The organism is Mucilaginibacter dorajii (assembly GCF_024808255.1).
Classification (GTDB): domain Bacteria; phylum Bacteroidota; class Bacteroidia; order Sphingobacteriales; family Sphingobacteriaceae; genus Mucilaginibacter; species Mucilaginibacter dorajii.
The window spans coordinates 59,796-76,685 of record NZ_JANTYS010000018.1; the positions used below are offsets into that span (position 1 = coordinate 59,796).

A 16,890-nucleotide genomic window follows, 5' to 3' on the forward strand; every position below is an offset into this window, starting at 1 on the left:
ATCCTGCATAACCGTCATCACATTCATATAATTGCTTTTGATGCCACCCGGTTCAGCTCTGTTTCTTTTTCCGGAGATCGCATGGTGGTAATTACGCGCCAGCCCACCGATTGAAATAATATAGCAGTTGCCTTACCCAAACCCGCAGATACACCGGCAATAAAAATAGTCTTCATGTTTTGTATGTTTTACAGTGTTTGTACTGACTGATACAAAAGTGAGAGTTACGGCAATTCCCCCACTTAGCTAAAACAGACGGCTTTGTAGCCAAAATGAAGCCGGACACAAAAGAGCCGGGAATCAAGATTCCTGTTGGCTAAATCTTACGTTGCCGGGTGAGTATGATTTTTTGGATATCCTTTCCATAAAAATTCATCATCCCTGCAACGAAACTAACCGGGCTGCTGTCTTATACCTGTAAACCAATTTCAAACCAAATGAAAAAGTACCTATTACTATTTTTACTTGCAGGCCAAACAGTTGCGGCGCTTGCACAGGATAACGACGATAAAACCCCATATTTAACCAAATCATTAGCAAGCGATGCCATTACCAGTGTTGTGGTGAATACATCGGCCGGTGGTATTGCCGTGAGCGGCCAAAGCGGACAGGCCCCCCGGGTTGAAGTATATATCCGCGGTAATAACGGGCGCGAATTATCAAAAGAAGAGATCCAGAAACGCCTTGATGCCGATTACGACCTGAGCGTAACCGTAACCGGCCATGAAGTACGTGCCATTGCCAAAAACAAGCACCAGAACATGGACTGGAAAAAATCGATCAGCATATCCTTCAAAGTATTTGTACCAAGCCAGGTTACTACCGATCTGAAAACCAGCGGTGGCGGTATCCGTTTAGATAATTTAAAGGGCAACGAAACTTTTACCACCAGCGGCGGTGGTTTAGAAGTTGACCACTTATATGGCGTTATCCATGGCAATACATCGGGCGGTGGCATCCGGGTTTCAAACTCGGGCGATAACATCGACCTGCAAACCAGCGGTGGCGGCATCGAAGCAAAAAACTGCACCGGCAAAATTAAACTGGAAACATCGGGCGGTGGTTTACGCCTTACCGATTTAAAAGGAACTATCAGCGCGCACACCAGCGGTGGTGGCATTGAAGGCAGCAACATTGGCGGCGAACTGGTTACCAGCACATCTGGCGGCGGTATCGACCTTAAAGGGATGGATTGCAGCCTGAGCGCTTCAACCAGCGGCGGCAGCATGCGTACCCAAATGAACAAGGTTGGCAAATACCTTAAACTGGAAGTAAGCTCTGGTAACCTTGACCTATCGTTACCGCTTAAACAAGGCCTTGACCTTGATATCAGCGGCGACAGGATCAACCAGCACCCATCAACCATCAGCGATTTTAGCGGCAATTGGGACAAAGAACATATTAAAGGCAGTGTGAATGGCGGCGGCATCCCGGTTACAGCAAACGCGTCGAGCGGCAACGTTAGCGTAAAATTTAACTAAGCAAACCAATAACAGATCATATATAAAGACAAAGCCCCGCGTTGAAAAATGCGGGGCTTTTTTTGTAATCAATAATGTCATTGCGAGTTATAAAATCCGGTGGCTTCTGAGGGGGAAAATGACATAGGAAATTTGTCATCCTGAGTTTTAAAATCCGCGGACTTTAAAGTGGAAAATGACAAATAAAACGCGTCATTGCGAGGCACGAAACAATCCCCGACTATGCAGATCCGCCCTGTAAGTAGGGGATTGCTTCGTCGTTCCTCCTACCCATGACAAATATAAAAATATGTCATTGCGAGCGCAGCGTGGCAATCTCGTAGCCATACAGAGCGAATATGCATGGCGACGAGATTGCTTCGTTCCTCGCAATGACAAGAGGGCGATGTTGTCATTCCACCTTCAGAGTCCGCCCGATTTTACAACTCGCAATGGCGATTCAATAAATAACGTCATCCCTATTTTTTTAGAATTACCCCTAATAGATACCCGCAATGACATGGTTTTATAATCTTTTTCTTACCCCGAGAGAAACCCCTTATTTATCCAACAAAGGCAACAGCTCCAACAAATCATCAATAATAGCATCGGGATTCGCCGATTCAAGCTGGGCTTTGGTATGGGCACCGGTGGTAATGCCTACACTGAGGGCGCAACCGGCGTTTTGGCCTTCTTCAATGTCAATGATCGAATCGCCAACTTTAACAACCTCGGCGGCATCGGTAATACCAAATTGCTCCATAGCCAGCCAGATCATATCCGGGTTGGGGCGGTTTTTGCCAACATCGGTAGCCGTAACCAGGCCGTCAAACGTGTGGCCTTTTTCCCAGCCTAATTTATCAATCAGCGATTCGGCAGTTTCTTTGTTATAGCCGGTGTTTAATACCGTTAATACGCCTTTTTCGTTCAGTGCATCAAAAAGAGTCACCGCGTTGTTTTGCGGGAAAATTTCGATATTGGCATAGGCATCTCTTAAATGCACTACAAATTTCCCATATATCTCGCTGGCCAGTTGCTCGTCGGTATTATCGGCGTATGTAGCTAAAATACTTTTAATCGCCTGGAATTTTTCTTTCCCGGCACCTTGTGCCAATACCTGGTCGAGGGTAAAATCAAAACCAGCCTCATTGATCGCTTTTTGCAGCGTTTTATAAACTACATTGTTTTCATCTATGGTAGTTCCGGCCATATCAAACACAACCATTTTTATCATAATACTGTTATTTATTGTTTGTTAATACTTTTTTTAATGATCAATTTTAAGCCGGGTCGCTTATTTTAATGCCTACCCTTACCGGCTTGCTGGCCGTTGCAAATGTAAATGCTTCTGCAACCTCATCCAACGGATATTCCTTTTCAATTAAAGCTTCAAAAGGGTATTTAAGGTAGTTGTTTTCGATGAAGGCGGTAGCGTTCACAAAATCTTCGTAATTGTAATTATGCAGCCCGCGGATCTGCAACAGCCTGCGCACCACTTTTTGCGCGTCAACAGGTACCGGTTTCTCGGGGAATACCGCGCCTATCCAAATGGCAATACCACCAAGTGCAAGGGAATCTAATCCAACTTTCATGGCCTGTGGCACACCGGTCATGTCAAAAACAAAATCAGCATCGGGCCACGGCAAGGTATCCAGGTTATCGGCTGCGGGGAAAGCGTAGCTCTCATCAGCCGCGAATTTTTGCCCCCAGTGTAAGCGGGTTTCATCGTTATCTATTAAACCAATCCAGCTGGCCCCGGCTTCTTTACACATGGCAACACATGAAAGGCCTAACAAGCCCGCGCCAAAGATCAGTACCTTTTTGCCGCTTAAATCGCCAGCCACCCTTAGCGCGCCGGTTACCGTAGCATGCGCGCAGCTTATGGTTGCTGCAACAGGGATAGGGATCTCTGTTGATATTTTAAGCATGGCGGTATTGGCGTGCAGTACGCAATAGTCGGCAAGGCCGCCGTTAAATACATCGTCGCCAATGGCAAGGGCATGGCCATATTTAAAGAGCTGGTCGCTTTTCTGCGGCATATCTACGCGTGGGGCAGTTACATCAGCCGGTACCGAAAATATCGACCAGGTGATCCTGTCGCCAACCGTAACAACATTACCATTAAAATCTTTCCCGGGATGAGCAGGGTCTATCCACAGGATCTCGCCAACAATTTCGTGTCCTAAAACTACTTGTGCCGGCTCAATACGCCGGCCGCAATAGGTATGAATATCGCTGCCGCAAAGCGTGGTATACAGGTTTTTAACCAGGATTTCGCCGGGTTTAATAAAAGGCACCTGCCTGTCAATAAATTCAAAAGGTAAGCCCGCACCGTTAAATACGGCAGCTTTACCTTGCGGAAAGTTGGTTTGTTTATGATTCATTCCTTTCAATTTTATTTTAAAATACCAGAAGCAAAACAGCACGATAAGGCCGGATACGATACCCAGCACAATGCAAATTTTGAGATAAATGTTGAGGATAGAATAGCCCGATGGCGCGGCATACCTCAAAAACATTAAACCGATGTAGCCGGTGTAGCCTACCGAATCAACAATGTACATCAGGAAGCCCACATTGGCTTTTTCGCGGGTGATGGCTATCAGGCGTTCAAATACAATGGTGTGGATAGCCACATAAGGAAGGTAAACCCCCAGGCCCAGCATCACCATAAATGAAAATGTACCAAGCCCATGGCTTAGGCCAAAAACAGAAGCCAGTAATATGGCAAAGCCGGCCATACAAATAAACAGCGAAAAGCGGAAGGCCTTGTAATGGTTCAGTATTAAAACCACAGCCCCGTTCACGATGATAACGCCGAATGAAACCAATAACTCCGATTGGGTAAACAATGCCGGGGTTTGATGATAGCCTAAACCGGCCCAAAGCTCAACCGCGAAATCGGCCCGTACGCTTCTTAACAGGGTAACAAACAGGTATACCGCGATGATGCCGATGAGGCCGGGCGCGTATTTCCAGAAAAAATGCCACCTGTCTTCGGCTTTCATTGGTTCGCGGGCAGACCTGGCCGCGATATCTGTTGGCGATGGCAGGGGTACGCAGGCCAGCATGGCTATAAAAATGAGCGTGGGCACTAAAAACACCAGGCCGGCAAAAAAAGGCATCCAGTTTTCTGATACGCCGTAGCCCAACAACAAAGCGCCTACAGATTTGGAAACCCCATCTGATACGATGAAGCTGGCGCACAAACCGGCAATCAGAAACTCGGTATTTTTACGGCCCTCTAAAAAGCCCAGCACCAGGCCGAAGATGACACCAAGCGGCAGGCCGTTCAGTAATAAACAAACAATGTTCCAGGGGCGGGGCACAATACCGAAAAGCAGGAGCATTAACTCGGCAAACAGAATGAGGCCTAAAATGGCTTTGATCCTTTGGTTGTGTTTTATCTCGGATACTATTTTGATGCCTACCCATTTGGCAATTACGTAGCCTATGGTTTGGGCGATGATGAGCAGTATTTTATAATTGATGCCCAGGAAAGAGGCATCGGCATAAGTAGCAGCGGTGTAGGGCTTACGGAAACCGTACATGCAAAAATAAGTGCCGAACGCGGCCACCAGCGCCCATGCCGGATTAGAAAAAATCCGTTTTAACCGCGCCGATGATTCAGTTTGCTGCATGCACCATTATTTGAATGGCTTTTGCATCAAATGATCCACAACAGTAGTTAAAATAAACACAAGGGGATTTATGGAGCAAAAGCATCTCTACGTAAAAAAACAAAGATACTTGCTGCAAAAAAGCCCCTGTGTTATTAAAAGCTTATCAAATTGTTAAATAACAGGCGATTGGGATCAAGTAGTTAAAGCCGCGTGTTCGCCAACTTTGTAGCCGCCCGCTTTAATCCGAAATGTGATATTGAGCCTGTTGAAACTATTGATCTGTACAATAGATAGAGTGAGGTCAATCAGTTCGGCATCGGTAAATTGCCGGCACGCTTCATCATAAACCTCATCAGGTACGTTTGCGCCGGTAAGTTTGGTAATGGCTTCTGCATAGGCCAATGCCGCGCGTTCCCTGTCGCTGTAAAACGGGGCTTCGCGCCATGCATCTAAAACATATAGCCGCTGTTCGGTTTCGCCGGCGGCACGCAGATCTTTGGAGTGCATATCCAGGCAATAAGCGCAGCCGTTTATTTGTGATACCCTGAAATGAATGAGCTCCAGCAATGATTTTTCAACCGGCGATTTTGACAGGTGTTGGCTTAAGGCATACATACCCGCCAGGGCGCTATGCCCTTTTTGATAAAAATTCAGTCGTTGTTCCATAGTTTTTGATTTTACAGCTATGACGACCGGAGCAAAAGAAATAGGACAAGGTGGCAGAAAAATAAGTTAAGATCCGGTTATTGCGAATTTTAAAACCCTTGGGTGATGAAGGAAAGCATAACGTAAACCGCGCGCAGACGACTCACCCCGACTCGGCTACGCCCGTCTGCCCCTCTCTCCGACTGCGTCGCATAGAGGGGCTATAAATTTTCGTTTTTTCTAAACCCTCTTTGCGGCTTGCCGGAGAGAGGGTGGCGGGCGTAGCCTCGCCGGGTGAGTCGTAGCCACCATGCCATCTACGTCATTTCCACCTTCATCCTCCAGGAATTTTATAACGCAACAACGGTTCCCTTTCTGATATAATTAAAAAAAAACTACGCCGATAACCGCTCCAGGTCCTTCAGCCCCCACTGTTGCAAAACACCAATAACCGGCATTAACGACATGCCGTAATCTGTAACCTTATACTCCACCCGCGGCGGGATCTCGGCATAAATAATACGCTCAATAATCTGGTCTTCTTCCAGTTCACGTAGCTGGTTTACCAGCATTTGCTTACTGATAAGCGGGATAGCCCGCTGCAACTTACTGAAGCGGTTACAGTTTTTACTGATGGCGTAAATAAGCAGGATTTTCCATTTGCCGCCAATAAGGTTCAGGCAGTGGGTTACCGGGCAATTATTGGGGTTAAAATCTTTGTTTTTGCGTGTATTGGCCATTGGTCTAAAAAAATGTACTATGATGCTTTATACAGACTACTTGTTTGATATAGACAAAGATAGCAACTTTACTATCACCAAAAACAAATACCAAATGACAGCAGAACAGATTAAACAGTACATTATAGGCGGCGAATGGGTAAGTATAACACCCGAAGTGCGGCCCAGCATCAGTCCATCGGCAACGGGTGCCATCCAGCCGTTTTACCTTACCCGGGTTTTTAGATACACTGCCGGTGATAAATTTGAATGCATAGTTATCAACTATGCCGACCCAAACGGCAAAGTGCCCCTGGTGAAAATTGAAATTAAAGGCCATATCATTTTCCGGGGAGAACACCTTATAGCCGAGGGCGCTTACCAGGTTGATTATGTTACCGATGAAGCTTACGAGGTTACACCGCTGCACCAGGGCTTTGCCGATGCCATCAACAAAATCCCGACAACTGTTTTTAACAAATGGGAAGTAAACGTAATGCAGGATGTAAAGGGCAAAGCCTTCCCTGCCTTCGGCCTTACCGAGGGGCAAATTTATGTTGACTACGATCTCATCTATATTTATAACGACCTGTTTTTTAATGGCAGCAAAAACGTAGACGGCCGTGCCTTTGATAAACCAGAAAACAGGCCAACTAATTTGCAGGTGCCGCTGGTGAGAAGGGGATAAAAGAGGGGGTAAAATTCGACGCACCGAAAAGATTTACGAAGTTTTTAAAACTTCGTAAATCTGGGTTTTATAGCTTGCTATGGGTGAGAAATCAAGGATTCACTGCACCTTCTCAAACCTTGCAGCCCAGCCACCTCCCGATGCCAGTTTTACAGCCAGCTTATCTTTAGCCGTTACCGTGCTTACAGTTCGTTTGTAGTCCGTTGCATCTTTATCGGCATTTACGCCATCTTCAAAAATAATGGCTTTGTAGCTGCCTTCGCCTAAAAATGACAGATCGACGGTGAGGTCCCGGGCGTCCCAGTTGCTCATGGCACCGGCAAACCAGGTGGTACCTTTGCGGCGGGCTATGGCTACGTACTCGCCAACTTTGCCGTCAAGGGCTATGGTTTCGTTGAATGTGGTGGGTACAGCGGCTATAAAATCGGTGCTCTCCTGCTCTTTGGTGTAAATGGTTGGGTTATCGGCCATCATTTGCAGCGGGGCCTCAAAAATAGTGTACATAGCTAACTGGTGGCAACGGGTACCCTGGCTCATGGGATTACCATTAACCGGGCGAAAATTAGCTTTATTAGCATTACGCATAGCGCCGGGTGTGTAATCCATCGGACCAGAGAGCATACGGATAAAGGGGATGCTTACATCATATCCCGGGTGATTAACCACACCCCATTTTACATTCTCCAAACCTTTTACACCTTCAAAATTTAAAATATTGGGGTAAGTGCGTTGGATACCACTTGGTTTATACATGCCGTGGTAATCAACTATTAAATGATGATCGGCTGCTTTCTGGGCTATATCATAAAGCGAGGATACCATTTTCTGATCGTCACGATCAATAAAATCTATCTTAAAACCCTTCACGCCAATTGCCGAAAACTTGGCTAAGGCCGCGTCTGTTTGGCGGGTGAGGGCATACCAGCTGGTCCACAGGATAAGGCCTACATTTTTTTGTTTGGCGTACTCCAATAATTCGGGAAGGTTGATATCAGGCGAAATCTGGTTCAGATCCACAATGTTCGACCAGCCTTCATCCAATACCACGTATTCAATTTTATTGGCCGATGCAAAATCGATGTAATATTTATAGGTGGGATTATTGATGCCTGCCTTAAAATCAACATGACTGATGTTCCAATCGTTCCACCAGTCCCAGGCTACCTTGCCGGGTTTTATCCAGGAGATATCGGCCACACGTGATGGCGACGACAGCTTTTGAACCATATCGCTATTGGCCAGCTGCTTATCCTCAGTACTAATGATCACCACCCGCCATGGGAAGCTTCGGCTGCCCGGCGTTTTGGCAATATAATCGGCCCGGCCGTTAACCACATAATTCATATTGGCGTAACCACCGGTTTGTTCAACCGTGGGGTATTGCGCAAAAGCCCCTTTCAGGTTTTTGGAATTTTGACCGTCGCTGGTTAGGTACATGCCCGGATAGTTTTCCAGGTCGGCCTCTAAAATGGCGGCTTTGATGGGGTTTGCCACATCTACCAAAACCGGTAAAAATGCCAGTGTATCCTTTTTTACTGCCGATATATTGATGTTGTCATACAAGGCCTCAAAAGAGGTTGTCCATTTATCCTTGTTCCTGAAATCGTTTACAAAGGGCAAAAAGGCCTTATCATCATCCTTAAAATTAAAATTGGCTTCTTCATTAGCTATGGTGATCTCACCTTTCTTTTGGGTAATAAAGCGGTAAGCTACCCCATCGTCGTAAGCACGGAACACCAGGCTATAGTCGCTTTTAAAATTGATGGCAATTTGGTTGTATTGATCGTGAACTTTATCTTTTTTATAAATAGGCGTATTAAAATAGGTATCGGCCGATGAAGCTTTGCTGCTTTTTACAACCGCGTTTTTACCCAATACCTCGCCGCCGGCCAGTGTCATGGATACGGTTGACGGGGTGATCACTTCGGTTTCCTGGTATTTTACGCCCCAGCTAATTGCAGCCCCTGCACTTACGCTTAGATCAATTTTACCGTCGGGCGATTTTACATGATAGCTTTTTGCCGATTGGGCAAATGATGCAGCGATAGGCAGGCACAGGCAAAATGAAAGTAACAGTTTGATGTTCATAGTAGAGGAGAAAAACGGTGGTTTATATCACCCTAAACTAAGCATTAATACTCACGCGGAATAATGCAATCCGTACAAATTGTGATGAGAAAAAAGCAGGGGTGACAACTTTTGTAGAGCCGCATATTTGCGTCTCCCACTATACAGAGCGAAAATACAGGGTTGATGTGCATAAGTGATTTGCTTGTTTGCATTTGCACGCGGGAGACGCAAATATGCGTCTCTACGGAAAGAAAAAAAGCGGTGACATTAATAGCTGATACTCAATCCCCCATAAACCTCAAATCCATTCCTCACCACCTCATTCAGCTGTGTTTTATCAACTTCGCCGCTATTGAGGTAAAGCTGATCGGTGCCGTTGCCGGTTTGCCAGTTAAAATAAGTGCCGCCTACATACACGGCCAGGTGCGGCATAATGTTGTAATTAAGCTTGCCACCCACGTTTATACCATAGCCGTTGGCGTTATGATGATAGCTTACCGGGTGTTGAAAACTGGTGATCAAATTCCAGTTGCCATTGCTGGTGTAACCTAACTGGTGATAGGTAACATCGGCCTTAAAGGCCAGTTTGTTAACCAGTTTAATGGTAGAGTTAATTTTTAAGAAGCCGCCTTTCCAATAGGGAGTGTATGAACTGTTTAAATCGGGATTGCTGTTAGGGCTACCTAAAAGGCGAAGGTTTTCTTTGCTTTCACTGTAACCCACGTATGGGGTAAGGCTAAACCTGTCGTTGTTAAAAATAACATAGCCTGCCCCTAAATGCCATAGCCGAGTGTTACCTTTATTGGCGTTAAAGGTTTCATTGTAGGTGCGGTTTGTACGGTTATCGCTACCATAATCTGAATCGTTTACCGTTCCTGTGGATATAAACTGGCGGGAGTAATCGGCGTAAACAGCAAAGCCTTTGTAAAAATTATAGCTGGCAGATGCCGCTACGTTTTGGCCGCCAACCTTCATCCACTTTAACTCGGATAATACATTGGGGTTTTGCCCGCTGATATTGCCCGAGATTGACCAGTGGAAGTTTTCCTGCTGATAGCCGGTTGATACAGCCACCTGCAATTTTTGATCAACCGACTGTGCGTGTAATATGCCTATGCCGCAAAACATCAACATTAAAAAACCGGTAAATTTTTTCATCAGGTAAAAAAATAGCCTGCCTTTGGTTTATAAAACCGCTGTATGTACAAACTATTAGTCTATTTCTAAACTAAAAACGTTGTCATTTCGCACCCTTGGAAGGCGGGGTTTTGCGGGGCAAAGGTGAGAAATCTTATACGACATGCAAACGTTACTTGTCATATAAGATTTCTCTTTCGCGCCACGCTCACACCCTTCCTTCGCTCTATCGAAATGACACCTTCTTAGTTAGAAGAATCTGTACTCCTTTGGTTTATAAAAGGCAGGCTAATATAAATGATAACTATTGATTTACCCCAAAAGATTCCCAGCCCGATGCTGTTGTGCGGGTACAGGTCATGGGTTGTGTGCCGTTTTCGCTCGATATGAAATCGCCGTTATTGCCTCGCAGGGTTACTTTACCGTCTGAGGTGGTTATCCAGTCAAATTTCTCCCAGTCGCCAACGGTTGTGCGGTTACAGGTAATGGCCTGTGTACCGTTCTCGCTGCTTACATATTTACCCATGCTTTGCAGGGCCACTTTGCCACCGCCGGCATCAACTACGGTAAACGTTTCCCAGGCCGAAGCAGTGGCACGGTTACAGTTCATAGCCTGTGTGCCGTTTTCGCCGCTTACATACTGGTTGTTGAAACCTTTAAGGGTGATGTTTGAACCTATTGGCGGCGAAGTGCTGCTGCCCGACAGGTTGTACACTCTTACATAGTCAACCACCATATTACAAGGCAGCGCGCCATCGTTAATGGTATTGCCCGGCAAATCGCCGCCTATGGCCAGGTTAAGGATAATAAAGAACGGGTTATGGAACGCGCCGGTGTTGTTGATGTTACCTGCGATGTTACCGGTTACGTACAAGGTGTTATCCACATACCAGCGGATAGAATTGGTATCCCACTCCACCGCGTAAGTATGAAAGCCGGTTGGCGAGGTGGTTGTACTGCCGCCATATTGCGAGTGCCCGTTAACATACCAGTGCATGGTACCCAATATGGTATTGGAGGTATTTACCTGCTCCATAATGTCAATTTCGCCGCACTGTGGCCACCCTACGGTACCAATGTTGGCTCCTAACATCCAAAAGGCAGGCCAGGTGCCTTGTACAGCCGGCAGTTTGATACTGGCCTCAATACGCCCGTAAGTTGGCTGGAATTTGCCGGCAGTGGTTAACTTGGCCGAGGTGTAAGGCTGTCCGCCTACGGTTTCCTTACGCGCGGTAATGGTTAAATAACCGCCCGATACAGTAGCATTTGCCGACTGGTAATACTCCTTCTCGTTGTTCACTCCCGGATTGCCGTTGTCGATATTCCAGTTGGCGGTGTTTACGCTGGTACCGTTGAATTCATCGCTCCAAACCAGGGTGGCAGCCCTTGGCGTGGTGGTTTGATTAGCATCGGCCGCCGCGACATTGGCCGGTGATGACGGGTGGTTTAAATCTTTTTTGCAGGACGTGGCTAAAGCAGCCAGGGCCATTAAGGCTAAAGCGCCCTTCTTTAAGTTCAAAAGTGTTTTCATAAAGTTTGTATTTTGGTAAATAATTGGTGGATTGCAAGGGTTGATTTTTAATGTAGAGACGCAATATTTTGCGTCTCCCACCAGACAAGCAAATTTGCAAGACCTGATTTGCAAGCGGGAGACGCAAAATGTTGCGTCTCTACATTTTTTTTATTGATTTACGCCAAACGCTTCCCAGCCCGATATGGTAGCCCGGTTACAGGTCATGGCCTGGGTGCCGTTCTCGCTGCTTACATATTTGCCGTTGTTGCCGCGCAGGGAAATTTTTCCGTCGGCATTTACTACCCAGTCGAATTTTTCCCAGTCGCCGTATGTGGCGCGGTTACAGGTGATGGCCTGGGTACCGTTTTCGCTCGATACGTATTTGCCCATTCCCTGCAGCGCTATTTTGCCTGCGCCGGCATCAACCACGGTAAACTGCTCCCATGCCGACGCGGTTGGTCGGTTACAATTCATGGCTGTGGTACCATTCTCGCTGCTTACATATTGATTATTGATGCCTTTGAGGGTAATTATCGAACCGATAGGTGCGCCGGATGATGAACTGCTTGATTGTGTGCCGCTCCATTTAAAAGTAGCTACCGCGCCTGCTGCCAGGGTATAAGTGAAAGATTCGGCACCCCATTTAACTTTAAAGGTTACGCTGGCCGATCCGCTGTTTAACGCGACAAGTACCTTGCTGCCATCAGAGTTTTTGAAAGCCACGTTCTGGATATCGCCGGATAGATTCGAGGAGATCCTTACAGCACCCGGGCGAACAAAACGTGCCGCGTGACCGATAATGTAATAACCCACATTGCGGGTAATGGATGTGCCGCTTACAGTTATAGCACCTACGCAGGTACTGCAACCGCCGGCGGTATGGGGGTTATAGTTAACATCTGCAGCTAAGTTCCATTCCAACACGTTACGGCTCCAGTTACGGGTAGCGCCTATCACCAGGTTGTTTACATGCCATGAAAGGTCGCCGCCAAAGTTACTTGGCGCACCTACCCATTGCTCGGTGAAGTACACGTTTTTAGATGGGTATGCGTTATGCACATCGCTCAAAGAAGCTATAGCCCCGGCATACAGGTGAAATGCCGAACCATCAACATAAGGGTTGGCTCCGGCATCGGCCAAAACAGCCTCGGGGTAATCAATCCTATCGGTGTTATGGTCATAAGCGATGATCTTGGTGGCAAAACCTGCCCCCCTAATCTGCGGACCAAGATTGTTTTTGATAAAATTAGCTTCCTCGCCGGCCTGCATCACCATACTCGGGTTATTGTATGGGTTAAGCGGCTCGTTTTGCGGGGTTATGGCATCAATGGTAATGCCCTGGGCTTGCATAGCCTGCAAATATTTTACAAAATAGCGGGCATAAGCGTCGTAGTAAGCTGTGTTTAAGCTTCCGCCGGTGTAGCCGTTATTGCCTGTGGTGTTTATTTTCATCCAGGTTGGGGCCGTCCATGGGGTAGCTATAATTTTGATGGATGGATTGATGGCGATGATCTTTTTCAGAATGGGCAGCAAATCGGTATTTTCCTGATTGATGCTGAAACTGTTCATGTTTACATCGCCGGCCACCTGATCGTAAGTAAAATCGCTTGAGCTTAGGTCAGATGCGCCAATGCTGATACGCAGGTAGCTGATACCGATCTGCCCGCTGGCAGTTCCAAAAAGTTCATTTAAAACCGCGGCCTGGTTACCACCAAGTCCGTTCAATAAACTAGCGCTGCCCCCTGTTAAAGTAAAGCCAAAACCATCAATACCCTGGTAGGTGGTGTTTTCATCAACGGTTACCGTGGTAGCGTTGGTGCCCGCATCGGCAGCAAAATTGAAGCTGGCCTGGGCCTGTAATAGTTTAGATTGATCGGATGTGGTTACCCAGGCATTTACCACTTCGTTGGCGGCACGGCCAACAGTGCCGCTTGTTTCCTGCGCTTTGGCAGCACCGGTGTTGGCGTCCTTTTTACAGGAAAACAGCAGGGTTGCGGGTAGCAGGGTGAGGACTGTCAATCGCCTTAAATTGTAGTTGATGTTCATAAAATTACTATTTGGTTTAATTGATTTGCAAGGTAAAATCCACCACAAAACCCTGGCTGCGCAATGTTTAAGCCCACAAAGAGTTTAACCAATGCTTAAAACATTGACGACTAAGCAGCTGCAAAAAAGACAGTGCCTAAAACTATTTTTCAGGAAGACAGACGTATGTATGGTTTGTAATTGTAAAACAAATTTATGCTATTTTAAACGTAATAAACAAGAATAATGTTCATAAATAACTGATTAATAGTATATTATATGTATTTTGATACGCTTGATTAGCAGTAACATAAATATTAAAAGGCGATGCTAAAACGCTTTAAACCCACATTTTAAAGAATCGCATTTTTTTTGCGATACGCTTACCTCGCAGTTAATTTTAAAGAAAATAAAGGAGGATTGCGCTCAAATAGAGCTGTGGTGTTTGAATAACACTAAGAGGAAAGGGAGTTTAGATGATAAAACTATGTCATTGCGAGTTATAAAATCTGCGGACTGTGAAGGAGGGAATGACGATTAAAAGCGAGGGCGTGTGCGAATCCCCTCTTGAGAGGGCTACCGTGTGTACACATCTTCTGAAATCGTATTACTAAACAAAAACGATGTCATTTCGAACGAACCGGCAGGGATTGTGCGCCGGGGTGAGGAGAAATCTTATAAAAGCGGACATTCAGCCGTGCAAGACGTATAAGATTTCTCCTCGCAGCCTCGCTTTTTCCCTACCCGGCTCGTTCGAAATGACATTTTTTTTGATGAAAAGATGTGTACATACAGTAGCTTGAGAGGGAGGGGTGTGTTATGCAAGCGATAGAACGCTGGCTAAACACACCCCTGCCATCGCTTATTCCGGCGCGCCCCCTCTCAAGAGGATTTAAAAAATAACCAGCCCAAGAACTTTTCATGGGCAAGAACGAAGGATGACAAACACTTTTACAACATGTTGTGGGTAGGCACGAATCAATGATATAAGAAATCCACCTATCAATCCACCGAGTTATCAATCACCAATTTGCTCCAGCCTTTTGAGCCGGCATTTTTGATCTCTTTTTTGTGGGCTTCCATGGCTTTTTTGATGCGCGTGCTGTAGGCCCAGCAGGTGCTTTGGCGGATAGACAGGATCTCTGATAATTTGTGCGATGAGATCTTTCCTTTGGTAGAGTACATTAAAAAGATCATGTAAAAGGCTTTGTTGATAGGGATGCGGGTGTTTTGTAAAATGGTATAAGCTATCACCGATTCTTCATAACCGCATTTTGAGCAGCGCCTGCTGTACGGCAAATGCCCGCCGCCATAATGTGTTCCGCCACATTTGCGGCAGGCGTAACCGTTTTCCCATTTCAGGTCGCTCAGGAACTTAAAGCAGGTTTCCCTATCGGGGTAGATCTTACTAAACTCTTCAAAGTCCACCTCGGCCGACATCACACGATCATGTGTTACCTTCTCAATATCATTGTGCAGGATGATGTTATCTTTCTCCAACAGCACATTCATTCGCGAAATTTCTTCGGCCTGCTGTTGTAGCAGGTCGTTAACAGAGCGTAGCTCCTCGTTCTGGTCGGCTATCATTGATGATTTTTCAACCAGCTCTTTGGTGCGTTCCTGCACCTGCTCTTCCAGGCGTTTGTTCAGGTTATCCTTCAATTCCTCGTTTTGCTTCATCTGGGCAATAATGGCCAGCTGGGCATCGTCCGTTTGTTTTTTAAGTATCCGCACCCTATCGCCTATGGCAAAAGAGATGAACAGCATTTCGGTAATAAAACAAACGCTCAGGCTATAGTAAGCAAACTCGGTAACAGGTAATACCCACCAGTTAAGTGCTATGCAGCTTTTAATGATAAAGCCGGTCAATAAAAACGAATACCCAATTACAAAGAACCTGGCCGGTTTATAACCCTTAACCCAGGTATAACAACCCGAGTAAAATGCCAGCAACAGCGGCACAAACTCAATGATCTTATAATTAAACCAGCTGTTATTGATGGTAAGGCAAGCCAGGAAAAATACACTGCGCAAAGCGATAACCCAACTGGTAGCTTTATACAAACCAGGGGCGTTCTGTTTTAAATTCAGCAGACTTTGGGTAAACAACACCGCGAAAATGCTTGCGGCAAACAGGGCTATACCGTAAGCATAATGGTTCCATACAGGGTTATTAGGCCATATATATTGATAGGCAATACCATCGGCACACATTTCATAAAGGCCGATGCTGATGTTGTAAGCAATGTAGTACAGGTACTGCACCTTACGCATGGCCACAAACATCATGAGGTTATACAGGCCAAAAACCAATATCATCCCATAAAAAACCCCAAAAAAGAAGTACTCATCCAGCGCGTAACTGATAAACCAGCTTACGGTACGCAGCACCATAATTACGTTTACCGAATGGTGCGACCGGATACGCACATAATAAACCGCGTCTCCATTGTTGGGGTTAATTAAATTAAGACTGAAATTTTTGTGGTGATAAAACCGGGCTTCAAAAGGGCGGTTGCTGCCCAAAAGCGTGGCGGTATATTGGTGCTGCGCGTTGGGTGCATAAACAGTGATGCTATCAATAGTTTGATCAAAAAACTCCAGTAGCCAGTTGTTTTTGGTGTTGGGGTTGCCACCTATTTTGATGCGGTACCAATAAGCTGAATTGATGTTCCTGGTAACGGGCGTCGGCTCGGGATTTACTTTAAAGCGGGTATCAAAAGCGGGAATGTTTTCGGGGTTAAATTGCACCAGGCCAGTAGTATCTTCAAAGTAATAAACCTGCTTGTATTCAAATATGTGTTGCTTTATGCTATCATTAAGCGGTACAACAGTTTGGGCTGATGTGGGGGCAGTAAGGCAAAAAAATAACAGGAAAACGGTTGTAACTAATCTTGTTAAAAGTTTAAACATACGCAGGCAAACGGGGTAAGTATCTCCCGTACCCGCAGCTTGGTTCTGCGGGCACGAAAGCTGGTTAGTTGGTTAGCGTCAGGCCGGATACAATGAT

12 protein-coding genes are annotated in these 16,890 nt (G+C 46.0%); 2 read left to right on the top strand and 10 right to left on the bottom strand.

Annotation, left to right across the window (positions count from 1 at the left end):
• Positions 1 to 23 precede the first annotated feature (23 nt).
• On the bottom strand, positions 24 to 176 hold the full coding sequence (locus FHS10_RS21310) for a hypothetical protein (RefSeq protein WP_259094419.1): 153 nt from the start codon (positions 174 to 176) through the stop codon (positions 24 to 26).
• A 261-nt stretch (positions 177 to 437) separates the two neighbouring features.
• Here FHS10_RS21310 and FHS10_RS21315 point away from each other — a divergent pair, with 261 nt between their 5' ends.
• Positions 438 to 1,481 (top strand): DUF4097 family beta strand repeat-containing protein, encoded by a 1,044-nt coding sequence (locus FHS10_RS21315; protein ID WP_259094421.1) that lies wholly within the window; start codon positions 438 to 440, stop codon positions 1,479 to 1,481.
• Positions 1,482 to 2,019: 538 nt separating this feature from the next.
• Here the strand turns inward: FHS10_RS21315 and FHS10_RS21320 are convergent.
• From FHS10_RS21320 to FHS10_RS21335, 4 genes are all read right to left on the bottom strand, one after another.
• Positions 2,020 to 2,694 (bottom strand): phosphonatase-like hydrolase, encoded by a 675-nt coding sequence (locus FHS10_RS21320; protein ID WP_259094424.1) that lies wholly within the window; start codon positions 2,692 to 2,694, stop codon positions 2,020 to 2,022.
• A 46-nt stretch (positions 2,695 to 2,740) separates the two neighbouring features.
• Positions 2,741 to 5,101 (bottom strand): DUF5690 family protein, encoded by a 2,361-nt coding sequence (locus tag FHS10_RS21325; protein ID WP_259094426.1) that lies wholly within the window; start codon positions 5,099 to 5,101, stop codon positions 2,741 to 2,743.
• A gap of 174 nt (positions 5,102 to 5,275) precedes the next feature.
• On the bottom strand, positions 5,276 to 5,749 hold the full coding sequence (locus FHS10_RS21330) for a carboxymuconolactone decarboxylase family protein (protein ID WP_259094428.1): 474 nt from the start codon (positions 5,747 to 5,749) through the stop codon (positions 5,276 to 5,278).
• Positions 5,750 to 6,123: 374 nt separating this feature from the next.
• Positions 6,124 to 6,468, bottom strand: a complete 345-nt coding sequence (locus FHS10_RS21335; RefSeq protein ID WP_259094431.1) for a winged helix-turn-helix transcriptional regulator — start codon at positions 6,466 to 6,468, stop codon at positions 6,124 to 6,126.
• Positions 6,469 to 6,487: 19 nt separating this feature from the next.
• Here FHS10_RS21335 and FHS10_RS21340 point away from each other — a divergent pair, with 19 nt between their 5' ends.
• Entirely contained in the window at positions 6,488 to 7,135 is a 648-nt protein-coding gene (locus tag FHS10_RS21340; protein WP_259094433.1) for a hypothetical protein, read from the top strand.
• Between the two features lie 99 nt (positions 7,136 to 7,234).
• On the opposite strand, the gene FHS10_RS21345 is transcribed toward FHS10_RS21340, so the two are convergent.
• From FHS10_RS21345 to FHS10_RS21365, 5 genes are all read right to left on the bottom strand, one after another.
• A complete protein-coding gene (locus FHS10_RS21345) occupies positions 7,235 to 9,223 on the bottom strand; it encodes a retaining alpha-galactosidase (protein ID WP_259094435.1) in 1,989 nt (662 codons plus the stop codon).
• A 249-nt stretch (positions 9,224 to 9,472) separates the two neighbouring features.
• Positions 9,473 to 10,363, bottom strand: a complete 891-nt coding sequence (locus FHS10_RS21350; protein ID WP_259094438.1) for a hypothetical protein — start codon at positions 10,361 to 10,363, stop codon at positions 9,473 to 9,475.
• A gap of 283 nt (positions 10,364 to 10,646) precedes the next feature.
• Complete coding sequence (locus FHS10_RS21355; RefSeq protein ID WP_259094441.1) at positions 10,647 to 11,873, bottom strand: family 16 glycosylhydrolase; 1,227 nt, start codon at positions 11,871 to 11,873, stop codon at positions 10,647 to 10,649.
• Between the two features lie 150 nt (positions 11,874 to 12,023).
• On the bottom strand, positions 12,024 to 13,901 hold the full coding sequence (locus FHS10_RS21360) for a glycoside hydrolase family 30 beta sandwich domain-containing protein (RefSeq protein ID WP_259094443.1): 1,878 nt from the start codon (positions 13,899 to 13,901) through the stop codon (positions 12,024 to 12,026).
• Positions 13,902 to 14,882: 981 nt separating this feature from the next.
• Positions 14,883 to 16,793 (bottom strand): 7TM diverse intracellular signaling domain-containing protein, encoded by a 1,911-nt coding sequence (locus FHS10_RS21365; protein ID WP_259094446.1) that lies wholly within the window; start codon positions 16,791 to 16,793, stop codon positions 14,883 to 14,885.
• Positions 16,794 to 16,890: the final 97 nt, after the last annotated feature.

What these genes read in the sequence shown, in the direction of transcription:
- FHS10_RS21310 (WP_259094419.1), bottom strand. Translation starts at nt 176, where the DNA reads ATGAAGACTATTTTTATTGCCGGTGTATCTGCGGGTTTGGGTAAGGCA.
- FHS10_RS21315 (WP_259094421.1), top strand. Translation starts at nt 438, where the DNA reads ATGAAAAAGTACCTATTACTATTTTTACTTGCAGGCCAAACAGTTGCG.
- FHS10_RS21320 (WP_259094424.1), bottom strand. Translation starts at nt 2,694, where the DNA reads ATGATAAAAATGGTTGTGTTTGATATGGCCGGAACTACCATAGATGAA.
- FHS10_RS21325 (WP_259094426.1), bottom strand. Translation starts at nt 5,101, where the DNA reads ATGCAGCAAACTGAATCATCGGCGCGGTTAAAACGGATTTTTTCTAAT.
- FHS10_RS21330 (WP_259094428.1), bottom strand. Translation starts at nt 5,749, where the DNA reads ATGGAACAACGACTGAATTTTTATCAAAAAGGGCATAGCGCCCTGGCG.
- FHS10_RS21335 (WP_259094431.1), bottom strand. Translation starts at nt 6,468, where the DNA reads ATGGCCAATACACGCAAAAACAAAGATTTTAACCCCAATAATTGCCCG.
- FHS10_RS21340 (WP_259094433.1), top strand. Translation starts at nt 6,488, where the DNA reads ATGATGCTTTATACAGACTACTTGTTTGATATAGACAAAGATAGCAAC.
- FHS10_RS21345 (WP_259094435.1), bottom strand. Translation starts at nt 9,223, where the DNA reads ATGAACATCAAACTGTTACTTTCATTTTGCCTGTGCCTGCCTATCGCT.
- FHS10_RS21350 (WP_259094438.1), bottom strand. Translation starts at nt 10,363, where the DNA reads ATGAAAAAATTTACCGGTTTTTTAATGTTGATGTTTTGCGGCATAGGC.
- FHS10_RS21355 (WP_259094441.1), bottom strand. Translation starts at nt 11,873, where the DNA reads ATGAAAACACTTTTGAACTTAAAGAAGGGCGCTTTAGCCTTAATGGCC.
- FHS10_RS21360 (WP_259094443.1), bottom strand. Translation starts at nt 13,901, where the DNA reads ATGAACATCAACTACAATTTAAGGCGATTGACAGTCCTCACCCTGCTA.
- FHS10_RS21365 (WP_259094446.1), bottom strand. Translation starts at nt 16,793, where the DNA reads ATGTTTAAACTTTTAACAAGATTAGTTACAACCGTTTTCCTGTTATTT.